Genomic DNA, 20,516 nt, shown 5'->3' with positions numbered 1-20,516 from the left:
AATGACACACCTCCTCGTTACCGGCGGCGCCGGCTTCATCGGCTCGAACTTCGTCCACCACGTCGTCGCACACACCGACCACACCGTCACGGTGCTCGACAAGCTCACGTACGCGGGCAACGAGTCCTCGCTTTCCGGCCTCCCCGAGGACCGCGTGAACCTCGTCGTGGGCGACATCGCCGACGCCGAGCTCGTGGACGGCCTCTTCGAGAAGGCGGATGCCGTCGTGCACTACGCGGCGGAGTCGCACAACGACAACTCGCTCCACGACCCCCGGCCGTTCCTCGACACGAACATCATCGGGACGTACACGCTGCTCGAAGCAGCACGCCGCCACGACACCCGGCTGCACCACATCTCGACCGACGAGGTCTACGGAGACCTCGAGCTCGACGACCCGGCGCGGTTCACGGAGCAGACCCCGTACAACCCGTCGTCCCCGTACTCCTCGACCAAGGCGGGCAGCGACCTGCTCGTCCGAGCGTGGGTGCGCTCGTTCGGCGTCCGCGCGACGATCAGCAACTGCTCGAACAACTACGGGCCGTACCAGCACGTCGAGAAGTTCATCCCGCGACAGATCACGAACGTGCTGCGCGGCATCCGTCCCAAGCTCTACGGCAAGGGCGAGAACGTGCGGGACTGGATCCACGCCGACGACCACTCGTCCGCCGTGCTGACCATCCTCGACAAGGGCGAGATCGGCGAGACCTACCTGATCGGCGCCGACGGCGAGAAGGACAACAAAACCGTCGTCGAGCTGATCCTGCAGCTCATGGGCGAGTCGCCCGACGGCTACGACCACGTCACCGACCGCGCCGGTCACGACCTGCGCTACGCGATCGACTCCACCAAGCTCCGCACCGAGCTCGGCTGGACCCCCACCTACCGCGACTTCGAGGCGGGTCTCGCCGCGACGATCGACTGGTACCGCGAGAACGAGGCGTGGTGGGCTCCCGCGAAGGACGGCGTCGAGGCGTTCTACGCCAGCAAGGGACAGTGACCGTGACCGATTTCGGTAAAGCCCTCCGCTCCACCGAAACCGGCATCCCCGGCCTCGTCCTCTGGGACCTCCCCGTCCACGGCGACAGCCGCGGCTGGTTCAAGGAGAACTGGCAGCGCGAGAAGATGACGGCCGCGGGTCTCGCCGACTTCGGGCCCGTCCAGAACAACATCTCGTTCAACGATGCCGCGGGGACGACCCGCGGCATCCACGCCGAGCCTTGGGACAAGTGGGTCTCGGTCGCCAGCGGCCGCATCTTCGGCGCGTGGGTCGATCTGCGCGAGGGGCCGACCTTCGGCGCCGTGTTCACGGCCGAGCTCGACCCGTCGCGCGCGATCTTCATCCCGCGCGGCGTGGGCAACTCGTACCAGACGCTCGAGCCCGACACCTCGTACACGTACCTCGTCAACGACCACTGGTCGCCCGACGCGTCGTACTCGTTCCTCAACCTGGCCGACGAGACCGCCGCGATCGACTGGCCGATCCCGCTCGCAGACGTCGAGATCTCGGCGAAGGACCGCGCCCACCCGCGGCTCGCCGACGTCGTGCCGATCCCCGCGAAGAAGACCCTCGTGGTAGGTGCCGGCGGACAGCTCGGACGCGCGCTGCAGGCGGCGTACGCGGGCGACGCGAGCGTCGAGTTCGCCGCCCGTGCGGACCTCGACCTGACGGGCGATCTGTCGGGCGCTCGCCGCTGGCGCGACTACAGCACGATTATCAACGCGGCCGCCTACACGGCCGTCGACGGCGCCGAGACCGACCGTGCGGGGGCATGGGCGGGGAATGTGACGGCCGTCGCCCAGCTCGCCAGGATCGCCGCCGAGAACGGCATCACCCTCGTCCACGTCTCGAGTGACTACGTGTTCGACGGCACCGCCGACGCTCCCTACAGCGAGGCTGAGCCGGTCGCGCCGCTCGGCGTGTACGGCCAGACCAAAGCCGCCGCCGACGCGATCGTCGCCGCCGTTCCCCGCCATTACGTCGTCCGGACCTCGTGGGTCATCGGCGAGGGCAAGAACTTCGTCCGGACGATGGCCTCCCTCGCCGAACGCGGCATCGCGCCGTCCGTCGTCGACGATCAGATCGGGCGTCTCACCTTCACTGACGACCTGGCGGCCGGCATCCGGCACCTGCTTTCGACGGGCGCGGCGTACGGCACCTACAACCTCACCGGGTCGGGGGATCACGCCTCGTGGGCTGACATCGCCGCCGAGGTGTACGAGCTGGGCGGCCACGACCGTGCTGCGGTCACCGGGGTCTCCACGGCCGACTACTTCGCCTCGGCGGCGGATCCCGTCGCGCCGCGACCGCGCTGGTCGGTCCTCGACCTCGGCAAGATCGAGGCGGCCGGCTTCGCACCGCGCGACTGGCGGGACGCCCTCCGCAGCTACCTGAGCTGACGGCGTCCGGACCGGCGGACACGACGCCACACGGCCAGCGCGAGCATGCCGACCGCTGCACCGGTGAGGTTGGCGACGATGTCGAGCACGCTCGGCACACGCGCCGCGAGCACGAGAGCCTGAGCGGACTCGATCGTCACGGTCGCCACGAGCGCGATCGGCAGCACCAGTTCGCGCGCCCGGCGCAGGATCAGCGGCAGGAGCACCCCGAACGGCACGAACAGCGCGATGTTGGCGGCGAACTCGACCCGCGGGCCGGTGATCGCCGGCACCCGGCGCGACAGTGCGTCGATCAGCGGCGCGACGCCCGCGTCGACGGGCGTCGGCCAGAACGCGATGAGCGCCAGGGTCACCAGATAGCCGGCGAGAGCGAGGACGGGGACGGATGCGCGCCGCACCCGACGTGGCGGGACGGTCGCCGGCAGCGGCGGCCGCTGCGGGATCGATCGCGGGGGAATCGGCGGGGCGTCGGGCATCGGTCCTCCTCGAGGGGCTGACGCGACGCTGCGGTGTGAGCGACGAGTCTACGACCGCCGGCCCGACGCTCCGCCGGATGTCACTTCGAGTAGTTGCCGAACACCTGCGTGTAGAACGGCAGGCCCTTCGAGGAGCAGGCGACGCCGATCCCGATCCGGTTGTACGAGCCGAGGATGTTCGCCCGGTGGCCCGATGACGTCATCCACGCGGCGTTGACCTTCTGCGGGGAGTAACCGAACGCCACGTTCTCGCCGGCGCGCGTCCAGCCCGACGGGATCTGCGAGGAGTACCTCGGGTTGTGGCTCATCCGGTTCGCGGCAGCCTGCTTGCTCGACCAGTTCACGGCGACCGTCGACATCGCCGAGTTCAGCGTCAACGCCTTCTTGCCGTTCGCCTTCCGGGCGGCGTTCACGTCGGCGAGGATCCGCTTCTGCACCGCGGACTGCGTCGTGCCGGTGCACGACGTCGACACGGCAGCGGATGCCGCCGTCGCAGGCACGACGGCGAAGGTGAGGGCCAGCGCCGCCGTCAGGACAAGGGCGGAACGGCGATGACTGAGGGGTCTGCGGGCAAGGGGGGATGAGGACATGGGGGGACTCCGTCGTGTGCGGCACGGCCGTGCGGGGGACACGGCCCCTCATACGTACCAAAAGGGATGCCGCCTCGCCAGGCCTTGCCGGGCCGACGCGCCCGATGGTCGGGCCCACGTCGGAGTCCCAGCCGGCCGCGCCTAGCATGGAGCCCATGTGTGGAATCGTCGGATACGTGGGGCCTCGTGACAGTCAGGCCATCCTCCTCTCGGGCCTCGCCCGCCTCGAGTACCGCGGTTACGACTCCGCCGGTATCGCCGTCATCGACGGCGACGGCGACCTCGAGATGCGCAAGCGCGCCGGCAAGCTCCAGATCCTCCGCGACGACCTCGCCGCCCACCCCATGTCCGACGGCACGACCGGTATCGGTCACACCCGCTGGGCGACCCATGGCGGACCGACCGACGTCAACGCGCACCCCCATCTCGCCGACGACGGCAAGCTCGCCGTCATCCACAACGGCATCATCGAGAACTTCGCCGAGCTGAAGGACGAGCTGCTCGCGCAGGGCTACGCGTTCGAGAGCGAGACCGACACCGAGGTCGCCGCGGTCCTGCTCGGCCGCGAGTTCGCGGCATCCCACGACCTCGTCGCCGCTTTCCGCGCCGTCGTCGCCCGCCTCGAGGGTGCGTTCACGCTGCTCGCGATGCACCAGGACCACCCCGGCCTCGTCGTCGGCGCTCGCCGCAACTCCCCGCTCGTGATCGGCCTGGGCGAGGGTGAGAACTTCCTCGGCTCCGACGTCGCCGCCTTCGTCGAGCACACCCGCAACGCGCTCGCGATCGGGCAGGACCAGATCGTCGCGATCACGCCGCAGGGCGTCGAGGTCACCGACTTCGCCGGCGGCGCCGTCGACGTCGAGCCGTTCGAGGTCGTCTGGGACGCCTCGGCCGCCGAGAAGGGCGGCTGGTCGTCGTTCATGGCGAAGGAGGTCTCGGAGGAGCCCGAAGCCGTCGCCAACACGCTGCGCGGCCGCCTCCAGGACGGCGCCGTCGTGATCCCCGAGCTCGACGGGCTCGACGACCTGTTCACCGGCATCCACCGCGTCATCGTCATCGCGTGCGGCACCGCCGCCTACGCGGGCATGGTCGGCAAGTACGCGCTCGAGCAGTGGACGCGGGTCCCCGTCGACGTCGAACTCGCGCACGAGTTCCGCTACCGCGACCCGGTGATCGGCCCCGACACCCTCGTCGTGTCGATCTCGCAGTCCGGCGAGACGATGGACACGCTCATGGCCGTCAAGTACGCCCGCGAGCAGGGCGCGAAGACCCTGTCGATCTGCAACACGCAGGGCGCGACGATCCCGCGCGAATCCGACGCGATCGTCTACACCCACGCAGGCCCCGAGGTCGCCGTCGCGTCGACGAAGGCCTTCGTCGCGCAAATCACGGCGCTGTACCTGCTGGCGCTGCACATCGGTCGCGTGCGCGGCTCGCTCTCGTCCGAGACCTCGCACGACGCGGTGGCCCAGCTCGAGGCCATCCCCGCCGGGATCGCCCGCGTGCTCGAGACCGAGCAGGAGCACATCGAGCAGTTCGCCCGCTGGATGGGCGACACTCAATCGGTGCTGTTCCTCGGCCGCCACGTCGGGTACCCGATCGCCCTCGAGGGCGCCCTGAAGCTCAAGGAGCTCGCCTACATCCATGCCGAGGGTTTCGCCGCCGGCGAGCTCAAGCACGGACCCATCGCGCTCATCGAGCCGGGCCAGGCCGTGTTCGTCATCGTCCCGTCGCCGCGCGCGTCGAGCGAGCTGCACAAGAAGGTCGTCTCGAACATCCAGGAGATCCGTGCCCGCGGTGCACGTGTCATCGCCGTCGCCGAGGAGGGGGATGCCGCCGTCCTCCCGTTCGCCGACGAGGTGCTGCGCATCCCGCTCGCGGGTCCGCTGTTCGAGCCGCTGCTGGCGGTCGTGCCGCTCCACATCTTCGCGATGGGTCTCGCCACGGCGAAGGGCCTCGACGTGGATCAGCCGCGCAACCTCGCGAAGTCCGTCACCGTCGAGTGAGTCAGCCCGTGCCCGTGCCTGTGCCTGTGCCCGACCCGAAGGGATCCGGGGCACTCCCGTGCATCCGCCTCGACACCTCGCAGACACACCGCCGAGAAAAGATCGACCCGGGAATCTGGTAGAAACGACCGGGGTGTCGAGGACTCGGCGCCATCATGGAGGGACTCTCACGATGCGACTTTCTGTCATCGGATGCGGCTACCTGGGTGCCGTCCACGCCGCCGCGATGGCCTCGATCGGCCACGAAGTGGTCGGAATCGACGTCGACGAGCGCAAGATCGCGACCCTCGCCTCGGGCAAGGCGCCGTTCTTCGAGCCCGGTCTCGCCGAGATCCTCGCCGACGGCATCGCCTCGGGCCGGCTCTCGTTCACGACCGACTTCGCCGCCGCCGCGGGGGCGAAGGTCCACTTCGTGGGTGTCGGTACGCCGCAGGTCAAGGGCGGCTACGCGGCCGACCTCACTTACGTCAACGCCGCCGTCGACGCCCTCCTGCCCCACCTCTCCGAGGGCGACATCGTCGCCGGCAAGTCGACCGTTCCGGTCGGGACCGCGGCATCCCTCGCCCCCCGCGTCAGCGAGGCGGGCGCAACGCTCGTCTGGAACCCCGAGTTCCTGCGCGAAGGCTTCGCCGTCCAGGACACGGTCGACCCCGACCGTCTCGTCGCCGGCGTCCCCGCCGGTGAGGAGGGCGAGCGGGTCACGCAGGTCCTCCGCGAGGTGTACCACCCCTCGATCGCCAAGGGCACGCCCTTCATCGTCACCGACTACGCCACCGCCGAGCTCGTCAAGGTATCGGCGAATGCGTTCCTCGCCACCAAGATCAGCTTCATCAACGCCATGGCCGAGATCGCCGAGGTCGCCGGTGCCGACGTCACGATGCTCGCCGACGCGATCGGCCACGACGCGCGCATCGGCCGCCGCTTCCTCGGCGCCGGCATCGGTTTCGGCGGCGGCTGCCTGCCCAAGGACATCCGCGCTTTCTCGGCCCGTGCCGAGGAGCTCGGCCGCGGCGAGTCCGTCGCCTTCCTGCGCGAAGTCGACGAGATCAACATGCGCCGTCGGGACCGCGCCGTCGACCTCGTCGTCCAGGGGCTCGGCGGCAGCGCCTACGGCAAGAAGGTCACCGTCCTCGGCGCGGCGTTCAAGCCGCACTCCGACGACATCCGCGACTCTCCCGGTCTCGACGTCGCCGTCCGCCTGCACGGCCTGGGCGCCATCGTCTCCGTCACCGACCCCGAGGCGATCGAGAACGCCCGCCGTCAGCACCCGCAGCTGTCGTACGTCGCCGACCGCGACGAGGCGCTCACCGGCGCCGACGCCGTCGTCCTCGTCACCGAGTGGGACGAGTACCGTCGCGAGCTCGACCCCGAGCACGCCGCGCAGCTCGCCGCCGGACGCATCGTCGTCGACGGACGCAACGCCCTCGACCCCGCCGCCTGGCGCGCCGCCGGGTGGACGTACTACGGCATGGGTCGCCCCTGACCGTTCACCCCTGATCGGGGGTCCGCGCTCCGGCGGGTGGTGTCACTGCCCGCCGGAGATCACGCCGCCCGCGGCGAGAAGGAGCAGCATCGTCGCGTTGTAGACGATGTGCACCAGCACGGCGCCCCAGATGCGACCCGTGAGGATCACGAGCGTCGCGCACACGAGCCCGACGGCGCCCACCGAGATCGACTCCGCGACCGGCAGCGACCCGTCCACCACGTGGATGAGGATGAACGTCGCCGTCGACACGAGAACGGCAGCGACCGCCGCAGCCAGCCGTCCGGCGGGGCGACGGAGCAGCGAGTAGACGGCCACCAGGATCACGGTGCGGAAGAAGAACTCCTCGACCGCCGGGCCGATGAGTCCCGCGGGGAGAGCCTCCGTCAGCAGCCATGAGGGGGTCGGGTCCGCCGTCGGGAAGGGGCGGGATGCGGCATCCGTCACCCATCCGTCGAGAAGCCGGAGCGCGAGGCCCAGCGCGAGCGCGTAGACGAGGTCAGCTGCGCGGAATCGCAGCAGGCCCGCGGGCCGGCCCCGGCGGAAGGCCACCGCGACGGGGACGAGCATGCCGATCCACAGGACCACGGTCGACGCGAGGGGCGCCCACGGGTTCGTCCACAGCAGCTGGACGAGCGACCCGGCGAAGATCGCCGCACCGAGGCTGAGGAGGGCCACGACGAGGAGGCCGCCGTTCCAGGAGCGGACCGCCGTCCCACCCAGGCGCCAGTCGGAGCGTCGCTGCCGCCGCCCTCGACGGCGTGGCGCGTCGACCCCCGTCTCGGAGGGCGGCTCCGAGACGGAATCGGCGGTCGTCTGGCCGTCGCTAAGCTGATCCTGCACGGGCCTACCGTATCGGGTGCCCGTCCGCGTCCCGCCGCAGCGCCGTCGTTCCGCCGAGCACCGAGGTGGGCCGTCGGCGAGGGGCGAGCCGCGGCATCCGTTCCGAAGGGGTACCGCGTGATCCACATCCTGACCGTCTGCACGGGCAACATCTGCCGCTCGCCGCTGGCAGCGCTCGTTCTGCAGCACCGTCTCGGGGACCTCGGGGTGACCGCGACGAGCGCCGGTGTGCGCGCCCGCGGCGGTGACCGGATGCCGGTCGAAGCCGCCGAGCTGGCGGCAGGGTACGGCGTGCCCGCCGATCGCATCCAAGCCCACGGCTCGCGCTATCTGACGGAGGGCCTCCTTCAGGAGCCCGACCTCGTGCTCGCGATGGACCGAGAGCACCGGCGCGGGATCGTTGAGCTCGCCCCGTCGAAGCTCCGGTCGGCCTTCACCATCCGCGAGTTCGAACGACTCGCCGCCGCGACCTCCGACGACGCGCTCCGGGCCGGTGCGACGGGCAGCGATCCCCGCGAGCGGCTGCGTGGTGCGCTCGCCGTCCTCGCCGGGCAGCGGGGCCTCGTCCTGCCGCCCGGCGAGCCCCTCGATGACGACGTCGTCGACCCCTACGGACGTTCCCGCGAGACGTATGCGCGCTCGAACGCGCAGCTCGCGCCGGGCCTCGACGCCGTCGAACGCGTCGTGCGCCTCGCCGTCGCCTGAGCCGCGCCCGCGCGCGCCCCGCGCACCCCCGCCGCGCGCGCCGCCGCGAACCCTGAGGCCGAATCACCAGCGACGCGCCGAATCACCACCCGAATGCGTGCCAGCGCCTGGTGACTCGGCACGCGGGTGGTGATTCGCCGCGCCGCCGCAGGCGCGCTCGTCTCGAACGCGGCGTGTGCTCTGCAACGCCGCCCCGCCTCGCCGTCGACTGAGCCGCGCCCGATATCCTCATCTGATGCCGTAGAGCGCGGCGACAGGAGGCGGGATGATCATCGGAATCGGTGTCGACCTCGTCGACATCCCGCGGTTCGAGCGCTCGATCGAGCGCACCCCGAAGCTCATGACCCGGCTGTTCACGGCCTCCGAGCAGACCCTGAAGCCCCATTCCCTGGCGGCCCGCTACGCCGCGAAGGAAGCGCTCATCAAGGCGCTCGGCGGTTCCGAGGGTGTGCACTGGACCGACATCGAGGTGGCCTCCGAGCCCTCGGGCCGCCCCGTCTTCGCGCTGTCGGGTGAGACGGCGGCGACCGTCGCGGGCCGCGGCATCCAGACCGTCCACCTGTCGCTCTCGCACGATGCGGGACTCGCGACGGCGTACGTCATCGCGGAGTCCGCGTCATGAGCCGGATGCCGCAGGGCGTGGCCCGTGAAGCGGTGATCGACGTCGGCGCCATCGAGCACAACGTCCGCCACCTCGCTCGGCTCACCGAGTCCGAGGTCATCGCCGTGGTCAAGGCCGACGGCTACGGTCACGGTGCGGAGCGCTCGGGTCGCGCGGCCCTCGCCGGGGGAGCGGCGCGCCTCGCGGTCGCCGACATCCCCGAGGCGCTGCAGCTGCGGGATGCCGGGATCGACGCGCCCGTGCTCGCCTGGCTCCACGCGCCGGGCGCCGATTTCGCCGCTGCCGCCGCTGCCCGCATCGAGCTCGGCGTTTCGAGCCTCGAGCAGCTCCGCGCCGCCGCACGGGCCGGATCGCCGGGTCGCCCCGTGACCGTCCAGCTCAAGGTCGAGACCGGCCTCGGCCGCAACGGCATCGCCCCCGCCGACTACGGGGTCGTGTTCGCTGAGGCCGCCCGGTTCGAGCGCGAGGGTCGCATCCGCGTGCTCGGCATCTTCAGTCACCTCTCCAACACCTCGGACGCCGATGACCGCACCGCGCTCTCGCGGTTCACGGTCGCGCAGGCGGCCGCGGAGGGAGCGGGCCTCCGCCCGCGGCTGCGTCACATCGCGGCCTCGCACGCCGCCATCGGCCTCCCCGAGGCTCGGCTCGGCTGCGTCCGCCTGGGCGTCGCGATCTACGGCCTGTCGCCGTTCGAGGATCGCTCCTCGGCCGACCTCGGCCTGCGTCCCGCCATGACGCTCCGCGCCTCGGTCGCCGCCGTCCGCCGCGTCCCCGCTGGTCAGGGCGTCTCGTACGGCTACCTGCACCGCACAGCGCACGAGTCGACCCTCGCGCTCATCTCGGTCGGATACGCCGACGGAGTGCCGCGCGCGGCATCCGGAGCGGGTCCCGTCTCGATCGGCGGGCGGACGTTCCCCGTCGCCGGCCGCATCGCGATGGACCAGTTCGTCGTCGACGCGGGCGACGAGCCCGTCGAGGTCGGCGACGAGGCCGTGCTCTTCGGCGACCCGGCGACCGGCGTCCCGTCCGCGACCGACTGGGCCGATGCGGCGCACACCATCAACTACGAGATCGTCACACGCATCGGACCGCGCGTGCCGCGGCGGGAGGTGCGGTCATGACCGGCATCGAGCAGTTCGAGGGGCGCCGCGAGATCGCCTCACCGGACGGCATGGAGGCGCTCGGCCGCGAGCTCGGCGCCGTCCTCACCGCCGGTGACCTCATCGTGCTGACCGGTCCGCTCGGGGCGGGCAAGACGACCCTGACCCGCGGGATCGGCGCGGGTCTCGGCATCCGCGGTCCCGTGCAGAGCCCCACGTTCGTCATCGCGCGCACGCACCCGTCCGAGGTGGGCGGCCCGCCCCTCGTGCACGTCGACGCCTACCGGCTCGGCTCGCCCGCCGAGCTCGACGACCTCGGCCTCGACCCCGACAACTCCGTCACGATCGTCGAATGGGGCCGCGGCATGGTCGATGGTCTCGTGGACTCCTGGTGGGAGCTCGAGATCGAGCGCGGCTGGAGCGGCACCGGCATCGACAACGCCTGCGGCACGACCGGCCACTACGCCGCGGAGCTCGAGGACGCCGCTCCCCGCATCGTCACCGTCACGCGACGCTCCTGACGCGGCGCGGCATCCGCTCGCCCGGATACCCTTGACCCTGTGATTCTCGGCATCGACACCTCCCTCGGCACGGCCGTCGCCGTCACCGACGCCGACGGTGCCGTTCGGGCCGATGCCGCCAGCGCCGACGCCCTCGGCCACGCCGAGATCATCGGCACGCTGCTCGAGACGGTGATGACGGATGCCGCGCACGGCCCCATCGGCGCGACCGGAGCTCCCGAGCCTGTAGCCCTGACCCACGTCGCCGCGGGCATGGGCCCCGGCCCGTTCACGGGGCTGCGAGTCGGGATCGCGGCGGCGCGCGCGTTCGCCCTGGGCCGCGGCATCCCGGTCGTCCCGGTGCGCAGCCACGACGCGGCCGCCCTCGCGGTGCTGCTCGCCGACCCGTTCGCCGACGTGCCCCGCTTCGCGGTCGTGACCGACGCGCGCCGCAAGGAGTTCGCGTTCACGGTCTACGGCGGGATCGACGACGACGGCCTGCCGGTGCGCATCACCGAGGCGACGCTCGTCAAGCGCGACGACATCGACGCGGCGCTCGCAGAGCACGGAGCCGAGCGGCGCGACACGACGGTCATCCCGGGCACGATGGTCGCCCTCGTCGCGGCGCGCGCCGTGGCCGCCGGCCGCGTCGAGGACCTCGGCGAGCCGCTGTACCTGCGCGCCCCCGACGTCACGATGCCCGGCCCGCGGAAGAAGGTCGGCCAGTGACCCTCCGCACCGCCACCGGCGACGACCTCGACGACATCATGCGCCTCGAGCGCGCCTCATTCCCGACCGACGCGTGGAGCGACGCGCTCATGGCCGGCGAGCTCGCCTCTCCCCACGGCCGCTACGTCGTCGACGTCGAGGCGGGTCGCCTCGTCGGCTACGGCGGTGTGCGGGCCGTGCAGGGCGCAGCGGATGCCGACATCCAGACCATCGCGATCGCCGCCGACGCGCGGGGTCACGGTCGAGGCCGCGCGCTCCTGCGCGAACTGCTGACGACCGCCCGCAGTCGCGGCGCCCGCGAGATGTTCCTCGAGGTCCGAGCCGACAACCCCGGCGCCACCGCGCTGTACCTGTCGGAGGGATTCGTCGAGGTCGGCCGCCGCCCCCGCTACTACCAGCCCGACGACGTCGACGCGGTCGTCATGCAGCTGAACCTCGTCGCCTGGGAGGCGCGCACGACGGCCGCCCCGACGGCCGAGAAGGGCTGGTGCTGACATGACGCGCGAACCCCTCGTGCTGGGTATCGAGACGAGCTGCGACGAGACCGGCATCGGCATCGTCCGCGGCCGCACCCTGCTGTCGAACACGATCGCGAGCTCGATGGACGAGCACGCCCGCTACGGCGGCGTCGTGCCCGAGGTCGCCGCCCGCGCGCACCTCGAGGCGCTGCAGCCTGCGATCGAGGCGGCGCTCGCCGAGGCGCAGGTCACCCTCGCCGACATCGACGCGGTCGCCGTCACGAGCGGCCCCGGCCTCGCCGGCGCCCTCATGGTCGGCGTCGGCGCCGCGAAGGCGCTCGCCGTCAGCATCGACAAGCCGCTCTACGCCGTGAACCACCTCGTCGGCCACATCGCCGCCGACATCCTCACCGGCGACGAGGTCGAGTACCCCACCGTCGCCCTGCTCGTCAGCGGCGGACACACCTCGCTCCTGCTCGTCCGCGACCTCGTCTCGGACGTCGAGCTCCTCGGCGAGACGATGGACGACGCCGCCGGCGAGGCCTTCGACAAGATCGCCCGCATCCTCGGCCTGCCGTATCCCGGCGGACCCGAGATCGACCGCGCCGCAGCATCCGGAGATCCGAACGCCATCCGGTTCCCGCGCGGCATGTCCCGCGCGTCCGACATGGCCGAGCATCGGTACGACTTCTCGTTCTCGGGTCTCAAGACCGCCGTCGCGCGGTGGGTCGAGCAGCACGAGGCGACGGGGGAACCCGTGTCGGTGCCGGACGTCGCGGCATCCTTCCGCGAAGCGGTCGTCGACGTCCTCGTCACCAAGGCCCTCGACGCCTGCGCCCGCCACGGAGTGCCGCGCCTGCTGCTGGGTGGCGGCGTCATCGCGAACAAGCGCCTGCGCGACGTCGCCCTCGAGCGCGCCGAGGCCGCTGGGGTCTCCGTCCGCATCCCGCCGCTCTCGCTCTGCACCGACAACGGCGCCATGATCGCCGCGCTCGCCTCGGAGCTCATCATGAGCGGCCGCCCCGCCTCGACCCTCGCCTTCGGTGCCGACTCCACCCTGCCGGTCACCACGATCCAGGTGGCGGCGTCGTCATGACCGACGAGCGGATGCCGCGCCCCACCGCTTCGACGCAGGGTCCCGCCTCCCCGTCTCAGGGGCCTGTGGTCGAGCCGGCGTCGGAGGACGTCGCGCCCGCACCGACCGACTCCGCCCTCCCCGGTGCCCACCGCGGCGGCTTCCGGCGCGAGCTGACGCAACCGCTCCCCGTCGCCCCGCCCCTGGCGGTGCACCCGGACCCGGCCGAGGACGCCTCGCCCGACGTGCGGTGGATCCCGCCGACGCCGGTGCTGCCGCGAAGTGCCGGATGGTCGGTGCTGTTCGGCGGGCTCGGCCTGATCCTCGCGTGCTTCGTCGGCTGGGGCTTCCCGGTCGGGGTGATCGGCGTCGTCCTCGCCGTCCTCGCGCTCCGCCGCCCGTGGGAGAAGCGCGAGACAGCTCTCTGGGGCCTGGGACTCAGCGTCGGGTCGCTCCTGTACAGCGCCGGCTGGCTGTGGTGGGCAGGGACCCAGGGCGCGCTCTTCGGCTGAGTCAGACCCGGTCGGCCAGAACCGCGACTCGCTTCGCCTTCGGACCCTCGCCGAGTCGCGTGAGGATGAGCGTCGCCGACGCGTCTCCGCGCAGCGTGAGCTTGCGGCGGAACTGCGCCGGATCGACATCCACGCCGCGCTTCTTGATCTCGACGGTGCCGATCCCGTTCGCCTGCAGGGCGGCGTTGATCGCCGGCACCTTCACCGGCAGGACCTCGCGCACGCGGAACGACTGCACGAACGGATTCGTCAGCGCGGCATCCGACGTCAGGTAGGCGATGCCGTCGGCGACCATGCCTGCGTGCAGGTCTCGCGCCACCTCGCCGATCAGGCGAGCGCGGATGACCGCGCCCTCCGGTTCGTGGAGGAACGCGCCGAGCTCGCGGACCGGCTCATCGGGGGAGTCGGCCGGGGCGGCGAGCTCCGCTGCCGAACCGCCGCGGATGACGAGAGCCGACCGCCGCACACCCTCGCGCCGCAGCGACCCCGACCAGAGCACGAGCTCGACGGTCGAGCCGTCGACGCTGATCCACTGCGCCTCCACCCCTTCGGGGATGAGGTCGCGGTCGAGTCCCGGTCCGAGCTTGATGCCCACCGGCATCCGCTCCGCCAGTGCGAAAGCCCACTCCAGCGACGGCGACCAGTCCTCCGGCCGGGTGCGCGAGGTCTCGGAGTGACCCGCGGTGCGGCGGGCCGGGTCGAGCCAGACGGCGTCCCAGCCGTCGAGGTCGGTCTCCTCGGCGAGGCCGCTCCGGATGGTGACCGCCTCGCCGAACGGTGCGAGGTTGTAAGCCGCCAGGGCTGCGGTGGTCTCATCCGCGTCGACGGCCAGGACGTCGAGCCCCAGGCCCGCCAGGCCGAGGGCATCGCCCCCGATGCCGCAGCCGAGGTCCGCGACGCGCTGCACCCCGGCATCCCGGAATCGCCCCGCGTGACGCGCGGCGACCTCGAGGCGTGTGGCCTGCTCGAGTCCCGCGCGGGTGAAGAGCATACGGTCCGCGAACGGGCCGAACTTCGCGGCGGCCCGCACCCGCAGGTGGGCCTGTCCGACGACGGCGGACACCAGGTCGGGGGAGTGGCCCGCGGCGCGCAGACGCGAGACGGCGGCGGCGACCTCGGTGGTGGATGCCAGGGGTCCGACCTCGTCGACCATGCGCAATCCCTGCGGTGTCAGGAGGGCGGTCAGCTCGGCCTGTTCCATCCGGCCAGCCTAGGCGCACCGGCATCCCGATCACTGTTGGCACTCGCGTTGCATGAGTGCCAGCCGCGCCCTAGACTTTCGTTAGCACTCTCGGTAAGCGAGTGCTGATGAGTCTTGAAGCAGGACCCCACCAGCAAGAAAGAGGTAGAACGTGTCGGTTTCCATCAAGCCGCTCGAAGACCGCATCGTCATCAAGCAGGTCGAGGCCGAGCAGACCACCGCAAGTGGCCTGGTCATCCCTGACACCGCCAAGGAGAAGCCCCAGGAGGGCGAGGTCGTGGCCGTGGGCCCCGGCCGCATCGACGACAACGGCAACCGCGTTCCGCTCGACGTCGCCGTCGGCGACCGCGTTCTGTACAGCAAGTACGGCGGCACCGAGGTCAAGTTCGGCGCCGACGAGTTCCTCGTGCTCTCGGCTCGCGACGTCCTCGCGGTCGTCGTCCGCTGACACGCAGCACCTTTCACAGGGCCCGGATGCTTCGGCATCCGGGCCCTGCGTCTTCCCCTGGCAGGATCCGCGCGAACGTCGGCAGTCACGGTGCTGACGGCGGTGTCATGACCGTCGTAGGCTCGTACTCATGACACCTGAGGATGCCGCCCGCGAGAAGTCCCTCGGCGGTGTCTTCGTCTTCTCGGCCTACGTTCTCTGGGGCTTCCTCCCGCTCTACTTCGTCAGCCTCGCCCCCACGACGCCGTGGGAGGTCGTCGGCTGGCGCATCGTGCTGAGCCTCGTCTTCTGCGTCGCGCTGATCGCCGTCACCCGCGGCTGGGGGCGGATGCGCGCCATCCTCCGGGACCGACGGCTCATGCTCTGGACGCTCGTCGCCGGCCTGCTCATCTACGTCAACTGGCAGGTGTTCCTCATCGGCACCCTGACCGGTCATGTCGTGGAGACGAGCCTCGGCTACTTCATCAACCCGATCGCCACCGTCCTCCTCGGCGTGCTCGTTCTGAAGGAGCGCCTGCGCCCCGCGCAGTGGGTCGCCGTCGGCATCGCCGTCGCGGCCGTCGTCGTCATCATCGTCGCGGTCGGAGACGTGCCGTGGATCGCCCTCGCCCTCGCGGCGAGTTTCGCGACGTACGGTCTCGTCAAGAAGCGGATCGGACCCTCGGTGGATGCCGTCAGCGGCCTCACACTCGAATCGTTCTGGCTCGTTCCCATCGCCGTCATCCAGCTCGTCGCGGTCGGAGTGACGTCGGGGCTCACGATGGGGCGCGAAGGCTCCGGCCACATGGTCCTCCTCCTGCTCGCCGGCGCCGTCACCGCCATCCCGCTGCTCTTCTTCTCCGCCGGTGCCAGGCGCACGTCGCTGACCGTGGTCGGCATCCTGCAGTTCATCGCGCCGGTCATGCAGTTCCTTACGGGCGTGCTCATCCTGCAGGAGCCCATGCCGTTCGAGCGGTGGATCGGATTCGGTCTCGTCTGGGTCGCCATCGCGGTGTTCGCGGTGGACTCGCTCCTGGCCTCCCGCCGCGAACGTGCCCGCGCGGTGACAGCCGTACCCGACCCGGTCTGACGCCGCCGGATGCCGCTTTCCCCGCCGTTATGGGAGCGTGCCCACCTCGTTGCACATCGTTAACGAACGGCAACATTGCGGAGACGGGCTCACCGCTAGGTTGATCACACCGGGCCGGGCCCGATTCGACCCGTGTCACCACAGCAAGGAGCACAATGTCCGTCTTCACCCGATCGCGCGTTGCGAAGGCCATGGGCGGCATCGCCCTCGCCAGCGCGACCGCCCTCGTCCTCGCCGGCTGTGCCGGCTCCCCGACCGCACCGGCATCCTCGGCCTCCAGCGGCCCCGCCGTCGAGCGCGACGAGCTCACGCTCAAGCTCGGGACGGTTCTGCCCCAGACGGGAAGCCTCGCCTTCCTCGGCCCGCCCGAAGAGGCCGGTGTGCTCCTCGCCGTCAACGAGATCAACGAGGCGAAGAAGGGCATCACGGTCGACCTCAGCGCCGGTGACTCGGGTGACACCGACAACAAGGCGTACGAGACCACCGTGCCCCGCCTCCAGAACGAGGGCGTCTCGGCGATGATCGGTGCCGCGGCATCCGGCGTCAGCAAGCTCTTCCTGGACAGCAACGTGTCCGAGGGCATCATCACCTTCTCGCCCGCCAACACGTCGCCCGACTTCACCGACTGGGACGACGACAACCTCTACTGGCGCACCGCGCCGAGCGACCTGCTCCAGGGCGAGGTCCTCGCGAACAAGATCGCCGAAGACGGCAAGAGCACGATCGGCATCATCTACATCAACGACGCGTACGGCACGGGCCTGCGCAACGTGGTCAAGGAGGTGTTCGAGGGCACCGGAGGCGAGGTGGTCGCGGAGGCCTCGTTCAACACCGGCGACACCTCGTTCGACGCCCAGGTCGCCACGGTGGCCGCGGAGAACCCCGACGCCATCGTCGCGATCACGTTCGACGAGTTCGCCACGATCGCGCCGCTGCTGGTCAACGCCGGTCAGGACGCGAAGAACTTCTACCTGGTCGACGGAAACCTCAAGCAGTGGGGCGACGACGTCAGCGTCTCGCTCGAGGGTGCTCAGGGCACGACCCCTGGACCCGTGCTCGAGGACGACTTCGTCGAGCGGCTGAACACCGCCTGGACCGCTGCGGGTAACAGCGAGCTCGAGGACCAGTCCTACGCGGCTGAGTCGTACGACGCCGCCGTCCTGCTGGCCCTCGGCGCGCTGGCGGCCAACGACGCCACCGGCCCGGCGATCGCCGGCAAGCTGCAGGAGGTCTCCGGCGGCAGCGGTGACGGCACCAAGTGCACGACGTTCGCGGAGTGCGCCGACATCATCCTCGGCGGCGGCGTTGCGGACTACGACGGCTACTCCGGTCCGATCACCTTCGACGAGAAGGGCGACCCGACCGAGGCCACCATCGGCATCTTCCAGTACGGCGCCGACAACACCCACACGCGCATCAACTGACACGCGTCACTGAAGGCGACCCCCGGGGATCACTCCCCGGGGGTCGCCTTCTTTCTGCGCGCGTAGCGGATGCCGCACAGGACGAAGCCCCCGTCAGCCGAAGCTGCGGGGGCGTCGTCGTGAGGTGATCAGTCAGTCGGTGCCGAGGGTGCCGAGGTAGAGGCCGATCACCTTCGGGTCGTTCAGGAGCTCGCGGCCCGTGCCCTCGTAGGCGTCACGACCCTGGTCGAGCACGTACCCGCGGTCGCAGATCTGCAGGCAGCGACGAGCGTTCTGCTCGACCATGATCGTGGTCACCCCGGCCTTGTTGATGTCCGAGACGCGGATGAAGGCGTCGTCCTGGCGGACGGGGGAGAGGCCGGCGCTCGGCTCGTCGAGGAGGAGGACCGACGGGTTCATCATGAGGGCCCGCGACATGGCGACCATCTGCCGTTCACCGCCCGAGAGAGAGCCGGCGCGCTGCTTCAGGCGCTTGCCCAGCTCGGCGAAGATCGACGTGACGAATTCGAGCCGCTCCTTGTAGGCGCTGGGGCGCTGGTACAGCCCCATCTGCAGGTTCTCCTCGATCGAGAGCGACGGGAAGACGTTGTTGGTCTGCGGGACGAACGCCACGCCTCGACGCACGAGGCTGTCGGACTTCAGCCCGATGATGCTCTCGCCGTCGACGTTGATCTCGCCGCCGCGCACCTTGACCATGCCGAAGATGGATTTGAGGAGTGTCGACTTGCCGGCGCCGTTCGGGCCGATGATGCCGATCAGCTCACCCTTGCGGGCGACCAGGTTCGCGTTGTTGATGATGTTGATGCCCGGCAGGTAGCCGGCCAGCAGATCGCGGACCTCGACGACGATCTCGCGATCGTCGACCGCGCCGACCTGAGGGGAGGTCGCTCCGGATGCCTCGGTCATTTGTCCTCTTTCTCGGCGTCCGCGATCGAGGACGCCTCCTCTTCTTCGATCTCCGCGAGCATCTCGCGAGCGGACTCGTCCAGCTCGCCCGGGACGCGGCCGGTCACGACGCCGAGATCGACATCCTGGTGACTGCCGAGGTAGGCGTCGATGACCGCCTTGTCCTGCATCACGGTGTCGGGCGGTCCTTCGGCCACGACCTTGCCCTCGGCCATCACGACGACCCAGTCGGCGATGTGACGGACCATGTGCATGTCGTGCTCGACGAAGAGCACGGTCATGCCGAGCTCCTTCAGGTCGAGGATGTGGTCGAGGAGCGACTGCGTCAGAGCCGGGTTCACACCGGCCATGGGCTCATCGAGCATGACCAGGTTCGGGTCGCTCATGAGCGCGCGCGCCATCTCGAGGAGCTTCCGCTGTCCGCCAGAGAGGCTCGCGGCGAAGTCCTTCTCCTTGGCGTCGAGCTTGAACCGCGCGAGGAGGCCGCGGGCCTTCTCCTCGATCTGCTTCTCCTGCGTGCGCCACAGCTTCGGCACGAAGCTCTGCCAGAACTTCTCGCCGCGCTGTCCGGGTGCGCCGAGTTTCATGTTCTCGAGCACGGTGAGCAGCGCGAGCGCCTTGGTGAGCTGGAAGGTGCGGACCTGGCCCATCCGGGCGACCTTGAAGGCCGGGATTCCGGCGAGGTTCTTGCCGTCGTACGACCAGCGCCCGCTGTTGGGCTTGTCGAAGCCGCAGAGGAGGTTGAACAGCGTGGTCTTGCCGGCGCCATTAGGCCCGATGAGTGCGGTGATCGCGTTGCGAGGGATCTCGAGGTGCTCGACATCCACTGCCGTCAGTCCGCCGAAGCGACGCTGGACGTCATCGATCACGAGGATCGGGTCGTTCTTCGCGACGCCGGGGACGTTGTCGCCTTTGGCGAGACCGGTGGTCTTCGGGCGACGGACCGACCCGGTCGGCGCTGCCGTCGCGGCCGGGTTGTCGGGGGTCAGATCACTTGACAAAGGTCATCTCCTTCTTGTTGCCGAGAAGGCCCTGCGGTCGGAAGATGACCAGCAGCATCAGCGCGACTCCGACGAGGATGAAGCGGAGCGTACCGGCCTGGATGCTCGTCATCGGCAGGAATCCCTGCGACGCGAGCTCGGGGAGCATGTTGCCGAGCAGCGCCATGACCATCCAGAAGAGGACGGCGCCGATCGACGGGCCGAAGATGGTCGCTGCGCCGCCGAGCAGCAGGATCGTCCAGAGGAAGAACGTGAGCGACGTCGTGTAGCTGGAGGGGACGACCGCCGAGGGCAGCACGAACACGATGCCGCCGAGGGCGCCGATCATGCCACCCACCACGAGCGCCTGCATCTTGTAGGCGAAGACGTTCTTGCCGAGAGCGCGGATCGCGTCCTCGTCCTCGCGGATGCCCTTGAGGACGCGACCCCAGGGGCTGCGCACCAGGGACCAGACCACGAACAGCGCGATCGCCAGCATCAGGAGTCCGAACACGCGCACCCACAGGCCGTCCGCGTTGAACGTCCACGGTCCGAAGCCGTACGTGCCGTCGGGGAACGGGTTCGCATCCCGGAATCCGCCGTGGTAGTTGCCGAGACCGTCGGCCGAGTTCGTGTACTCGTCGAACACCTGCGTGGTGAAGAGGAGTCGGACGATCTCCGCCGCCGCGATCGTCACGATCGCGAGGTAGTCGGCACGAAGACGCAGGGTCGGGATGCCGAGCACGAGAGCGAAGACGGCCGCGAGCAGGAGCCCGATGATCATCCCCAGCCACCACGGCAGACCGAAGCTGAGGACGGAGATCGCGTAGCCGTAGCCGCCGAGGGCCATGAAGCCCGCCATGCCGAAGTTCAGCAGGCCGGCGTAGCCGAAGTGCACGGCCAAGCCGGTCGCCGCGAGGGCGTACGCGATGGTGATGGGACTCAGCAGATAGCTGAGCGTGTTTCCGACGATGGCACCCCAGTCCACG

The 20,516-nt window shown here is 70.4% G+C and carries 22 protein-coding genes; 15 read left to right on the top strand and 7 right to left on the bottom strand.

The annotated features are described in order from the left end of the window. Position 1: 1 nt before the first annotated feature. Entirely contained in the window at positions 2-1,000 is a 999-nt protein-coding gene (gene rfbB / locus QE428_RS02555; RefSeq protein WP_307462685.1) for a dTDP-glucose 4,6-dehydratase, read from the top strand. Further along, a complete protein-coding gene (gene rfbD, locus QE428_RS02550) occupies positions 997-2,400 on the top strand; it encodes a dTDP-4-dehydrorhamnose reductase (RefSeq protein ID WP_307462683.1) in 1,404 nt (467 codons plus the stop codon). The genes rfbB and rfbD overlap by 4 nt, the downstream gene beginning before the upstream one ends. Here rfbD and QE428_RS02545 read toward each other — a convergent pair. Then, positions 2,388-2,876: a VanZ family protein gene (locus QE428_RS02545; protein ID WP_307462681.1), complete on the bottom strand. Its 489-nt coding sequence runs from the start codon at positions 2,874-2,876 to the stop codon at positions 2,388-2,390. The genes rfbD and QE428_RS02545 overlap by 13 nt on opposite strands. An 80-nt stretch (positions 2,877-2,956) precedes the next feature. Continuing rightward, on the bottom strand, positions 2,957-3,466 hold the full coding sequence (locus tag QE428_RS02540) for a CAP domain-containing protein (protein WP_307462679.1): 510 nt from the start codon (positions 3,464-3,466) through the stop codon (positions 2,957-2,959). 155 nt (positions 3,467-3,621) lie between these two features. Between QE428_RS02540 and glmS the strand changes: the two genes are divergently transcribed. Together glmS and QE428_RS02530 are read left to right on the top strand one after the other, a co-directional pair. Next, on the top strand, positions 3,622-5,472 hold the full coding sequence (gene glmS / locus QE428_RS02535) for a glutamine--fructose-6-phosphate transaminase (isomerizing) (RefSeq protein WP_307462678.1): 1,851 nt from the start codon (positions 3,622-3,624) through the stop codon (positions 5,470-5,472). A 172-nt stretch (positions 5,473-5,644) separates the two neighbouring features. Beyond that, a complete protein-coding gene (locus tag QE428_RS02530; RefSeq protein WP_307462676.1) occupies positions 5,645-6,955 on the top strand; it encodes a UDP-glucose/GDP-mannose dehydrogenase family protein in 1,311 nt (436 codons plus the stop codon). Positions 6,956-6,997: 42 nt separating this feature from the next. On the opposite strand, the gene QE428_RS02525 is transcribed toward QE428_RS02530, so the two are convergent. Then, a complete protein-coding gene (locus QE428_RS02525) occupies positions 6,998-7,798 on the bottom strand; it encodes a CPBP family intramembrane glutamic endopeptidase (RefSeq protein ID WP_307462674.1) in 801 nt (266 codons plus the stop codon). A 117-nt stretch (positions 7,799-7,915) separates the two neighbouring features. Between QE428_RS02525 and QE428_RS02520 the strand changes: the two genes are divergently transcribed. The 8 genes from QE428_RS02520 to QE428_RS02485 all read left to right on the top strand — a co-directional run bounded on the left by QE428_RS02520 (position 7,916) and on the right by QE428_RS02485 (position 13,499). Next, positions 7,916-8,503 (top strand): low molecular weight phosphatase family protein, encoded by a 588-nt coding sequence (locus tag QE428_RS02520; protein ID WP_307462671.1) that lies wholly within the window; start codon positions 7,916-7,918, stop codon positions 8,501-8,503. 265 nt (positions 8,504-8,768) lie between these two features. Beyond that, positions 8,769-9,125 carry a holo-ACP synthase gene (locus QE428_RS02515; protein WP_091356546.1) on the top strand — a complete coding sequence of 119 codons (357 nt, stop codon included), beginning with the start codon at positions 8,769-8,771 and terminating at the stop codon, positions 9,123-9,125. Beyond that, positions 9,122-10,246: an alanine racemase gene (alr, locus tag QE428_RS02510; RefSeq protein ID WP_307462668.1), complete on the top strand. Its 1,125-nt coding sequence runs from the start codon at positions 9,122-9,124 to the stop codon at positions 10,244-10,246. The genes QE428_RS02515 and alr overlap by 4 nt, the downstream gene beginning before the upstream one ends. Next, positions 10,243-10,746, top strand: a complete 504-nt coding sequence (gene tsaE, locus QE428_RS02505; protein WP_307462666.1) for a tRNA (adenosine(37)-N6)-threonylcarbamoyltransferase complex ATPase subunit type 1 TsaE — start codon at positions 10,243-10,245, stop codon at positions 10,744-10,746. Before alr ends, tsaE begins: the two co-directional genes overlap by 4 nt. A 39-nt stretch (positions 10,747-10,785) precedes the next feature. Continuing rightward, positions 10,786-11,454 (top strand): tRNA (adenosine(37)-N6)-threonylcarbamoyltransferase complex dimerization subunit type 1 TsaB, encoded by a 669-nt coding sequence (gene tsaB / locus QE428_RS02500; protein ID WP_307462664.1) that lies wholly within the window; start codon positions 10,786-10,788, stop codon positions 11,452-11,454. After that, positions 11,451-11,948, top strand: coding sequence for a ribosomal protein S18-alanine N-acetyltransferase (rimI, locus tag QE428_RS02495; protein ID WP_307462662.1), 498 nt, complete (start codon positions 11,451-11,453; stop codon positions 11,946-11,948). The genes tsaB and rimI overlap by 4 nt, the downstream gene beginning before the upstream one ends. Position 11,949: 1 nt before the next feature. Beyond that, positions 11,950-13,008: a tRNA (adenosine(37)-N6)-threonylcarbamoyltransferase complex transferase subunit TsaD gene (tsaD, locus tag QE428_RS02490; RefSeq protein ID WP_133399296.1), complete on the top strand. Its 1,059-nt coding sequence runs from the start codon at positions 11,950-11,952 to the stop codon at positions 13,006-13,008. After that, positions 13,005-13,499 (top strand): hypothetical protein, encoded by a 495-nt coding sequence (locus QE428_RS02485; protein WP_091356525.1) that lies wholly within the window; start codon positions 13,005-13,007, stop codon positions 13,497-13,499. Before tsaD ends, QE428_RS02485 begins: the two co-directional genes overlap by 4 nt. A gap of 1 nt (position 13,500) precedes the next feature. On the opposite strand, the gene QE428_RS02480 is transcribed toward QE428_RS02485, so the two are convergent. Beyond that, the gene (locus QE428_RS02480; RefSeq protein WP_307462659.1) at positions 13,501-14,700 is read right to left on the bottom strand and encodes an SAM-dependent methyltransferase; all 1,200 of its coding nucleotides are present in this window, start codon (positions 14,698-14,700) and stop codon (positions 13,501-13,503) included. A gap of 151 nt (positions 14,701-14,851) precedes the next feature. Between QE428_RS02480 and groES the strand changes: the two genes are divergently transcribed. From groES to QE428_RS02465, 3 genes are all read left to right on the top strand, one after another. Continuing rightward, entirely contained in the window at positions 14,852-15,148 is a 297-nt protein-coding gene (gene groES, locus QE428_RS02475; protein WP_017203655.1) for a co-chaperone GroES, read from the top strand. A 130-nt stretch (positions 15,149-15,278) separates the two neighbouring features. Then, on the top strand, positions 15,279-16,217 hold the full coding sequence (rarD, locus tag QE428_RS02470) for an EamA family transporter RarD (protein ID WP_091356517.1): 939 nt from the start codon (positions 15,279-15,281) through the stop codon (positions 16,215-16,217). Between the two features lie 155 nt (positions 16,218-16,372). After that, positions 16,373-17,641, top strand: a complete 1,269-nt coding sequence (locus QE428_RS02465; RefSeq protein WP_307462655.1) for an ABC transporter substrate-binding protein — start codon at positions 16,373-16,375, stop codon at positions 17,639-17,641. A 132-nt stretch (positions 17,642-17,773) separates the two neighbouring features. On the opposite strand, the gene QE428_RS02460 is transcribed toward QE428_RS02465, so the two are convergent. From QE428_RS02460 to QE428_RS02450, 3 genes are read right to left on the bottom strand one after another with little or no spacing between them, the layout of a single operon-like run. Then, positions 17,774-18,547 (bottom strand): ABC transporter ATP-binding protein, encoded by a 774-nt coding sequence (locus QE428_RS02460; RefSeq protein WP_091356510.1) that lies wholly within the window; start codon positions 18,545-18,547, stop codon positions 17,774-17,776. Further along, positions 18,544-19,548 (bottom strand): ABC transporter ATP-binding protein, encoded by a 1,005-nt coding sequence (locus QE428_RS02455; RefSeq protein WP_307462652.1) that lies wholly within the window; start codon positions 19,546-19,548, stop codon positions 18,544-18,546. Before QE428_RS02455 ends, QE428_RS02460 begins: the two co-directional genes overlap by 4 nt. Continuing rightward, positions 19,538-20,515, bottom strand: coding sequence for a branched-chain amino acid ABC transporter permease (locus QE428_RS02450; protein ID WP_091356507.1), 978 nt, complete (start codon positions 20,513-20,515; stop codon positions 19,538-19,540). The genes QE428_RS02455 and QE428_RS02450 overlap by 11 nt, the downstream gene beginning before the upstream one ends. Position 20,516: the final 1 nt, after the last annotated feature.

Origin of the sequence: Microbacterium sp. SORGH_AS_0505 (assembly GCF_030818715.1) — a bacterium.
In the GTDB taxonomy this organism is placed as follows: Bacteria; Actinomycetota; Actinomycetes; order Actinomycetales; family Microbacteriaceae; genus Microbacterium.
The sequence above is the reverse complement of the archived record's forward strand: the minus strand, read 5'-3'. Positions and strand labels throughout refer to the sequence as shown.

Bases quoted from the DNA above. Each gene is read 5' to 3' on its own strand.
- rarD (WP_091356517.1), top strand. From the start codon at position 15,279: ATGACACCTGAGGATGCCGCCCGCGAGAAGTCCCTCGGCGGTGTCTTC.
- alr (WP_307462668.1), top strand. From the start codon at position 9,122: ATGAGCCGGATGCCGCAGGGCGTGGCCCGTGAAGCGGTGATCGACGTC.
- rfbB (WP_307462685.1), top strand. From the start codon at position 2: ATGACACACCTCCTCGTTACCGGCGGCGCCGGCTTCATCGGCTCGAAC.
- QE428_RS02545 (WP_307462681.1), bottom strand. From the start codon at position 2,876: ATGCCCGACGCCCCGCCGATTCCCCCGCGATCGATCCCGCAGCGGCCG.
- QE428_RS02465 (WP_307462655.1), top strand. From the start codon at position 16,373: ATGTCCGTCTTCACCCGATCGCGCGTTGCGAAGGCCATGGGCGGCATC.
- QE428_RS02485 (WP_091356525.1), top strand. From the start codon at position 13,005: ATGACCGACGAGCGGATGCCGCGCCCCACCGCTTCGACGCAGGGTCCC.
- glmS (WP_307462678.1), top strand. From the start codon at position 3,622: ATGTGTGGAATCGTCGGATACGTGGGGCCTCGTGACAGTCAGGCCATC.
- QE428_RS02530 (WP_307462676.1), top strand. From the start codon at position 5,645: ATGCGACTTTCTGTCATCGGATGCGGCTACCTGGGTGCCGTCCACGCC.
- QE428_RS02540 (WP_307462679.1), bottom strand. From the start codon at position 3,466: ATGTCCTCATCCCCCCTTGCCCGCAGACCCCTCAGTCATCGCCGTTCC.
- QE428_RS02480 (WP_307462659.1), bottom strand. From the start codon at position 14,700: ATGGAACAGGCCGAGCTGACCGCCCTCCTGACACCGCAGGGATTGCGC.
- QE428_RS02460 (WP_091356510.1), bottom strand. From the start codon at position 18,547: ATGACCGAGGCATCCGGAGCGACCTCCCCTCAGGTCGGCGCGGTCGAC.
- tsaE (WP_307462666.1), top strand. From the start codon at position 10,243: ATGACCGGCATCGAGCAGTTCGAGGGGCGCCGCGAGATCGCCTCACCG.
- QE428_RS02515 (WP_091356546.1), top strand. From the start codon at position 8,769: ATGATCATCGGAATCGGTGTCGACCTCGTCGACATCCCGCGGTTCGAG.
- tsaD (WP_133399296.1), top strand. From the start codon at position 11,950: ATGACGCGCGAACCCCTCGTGCTGGGTATCGAGACGAGCTGCGACGAG.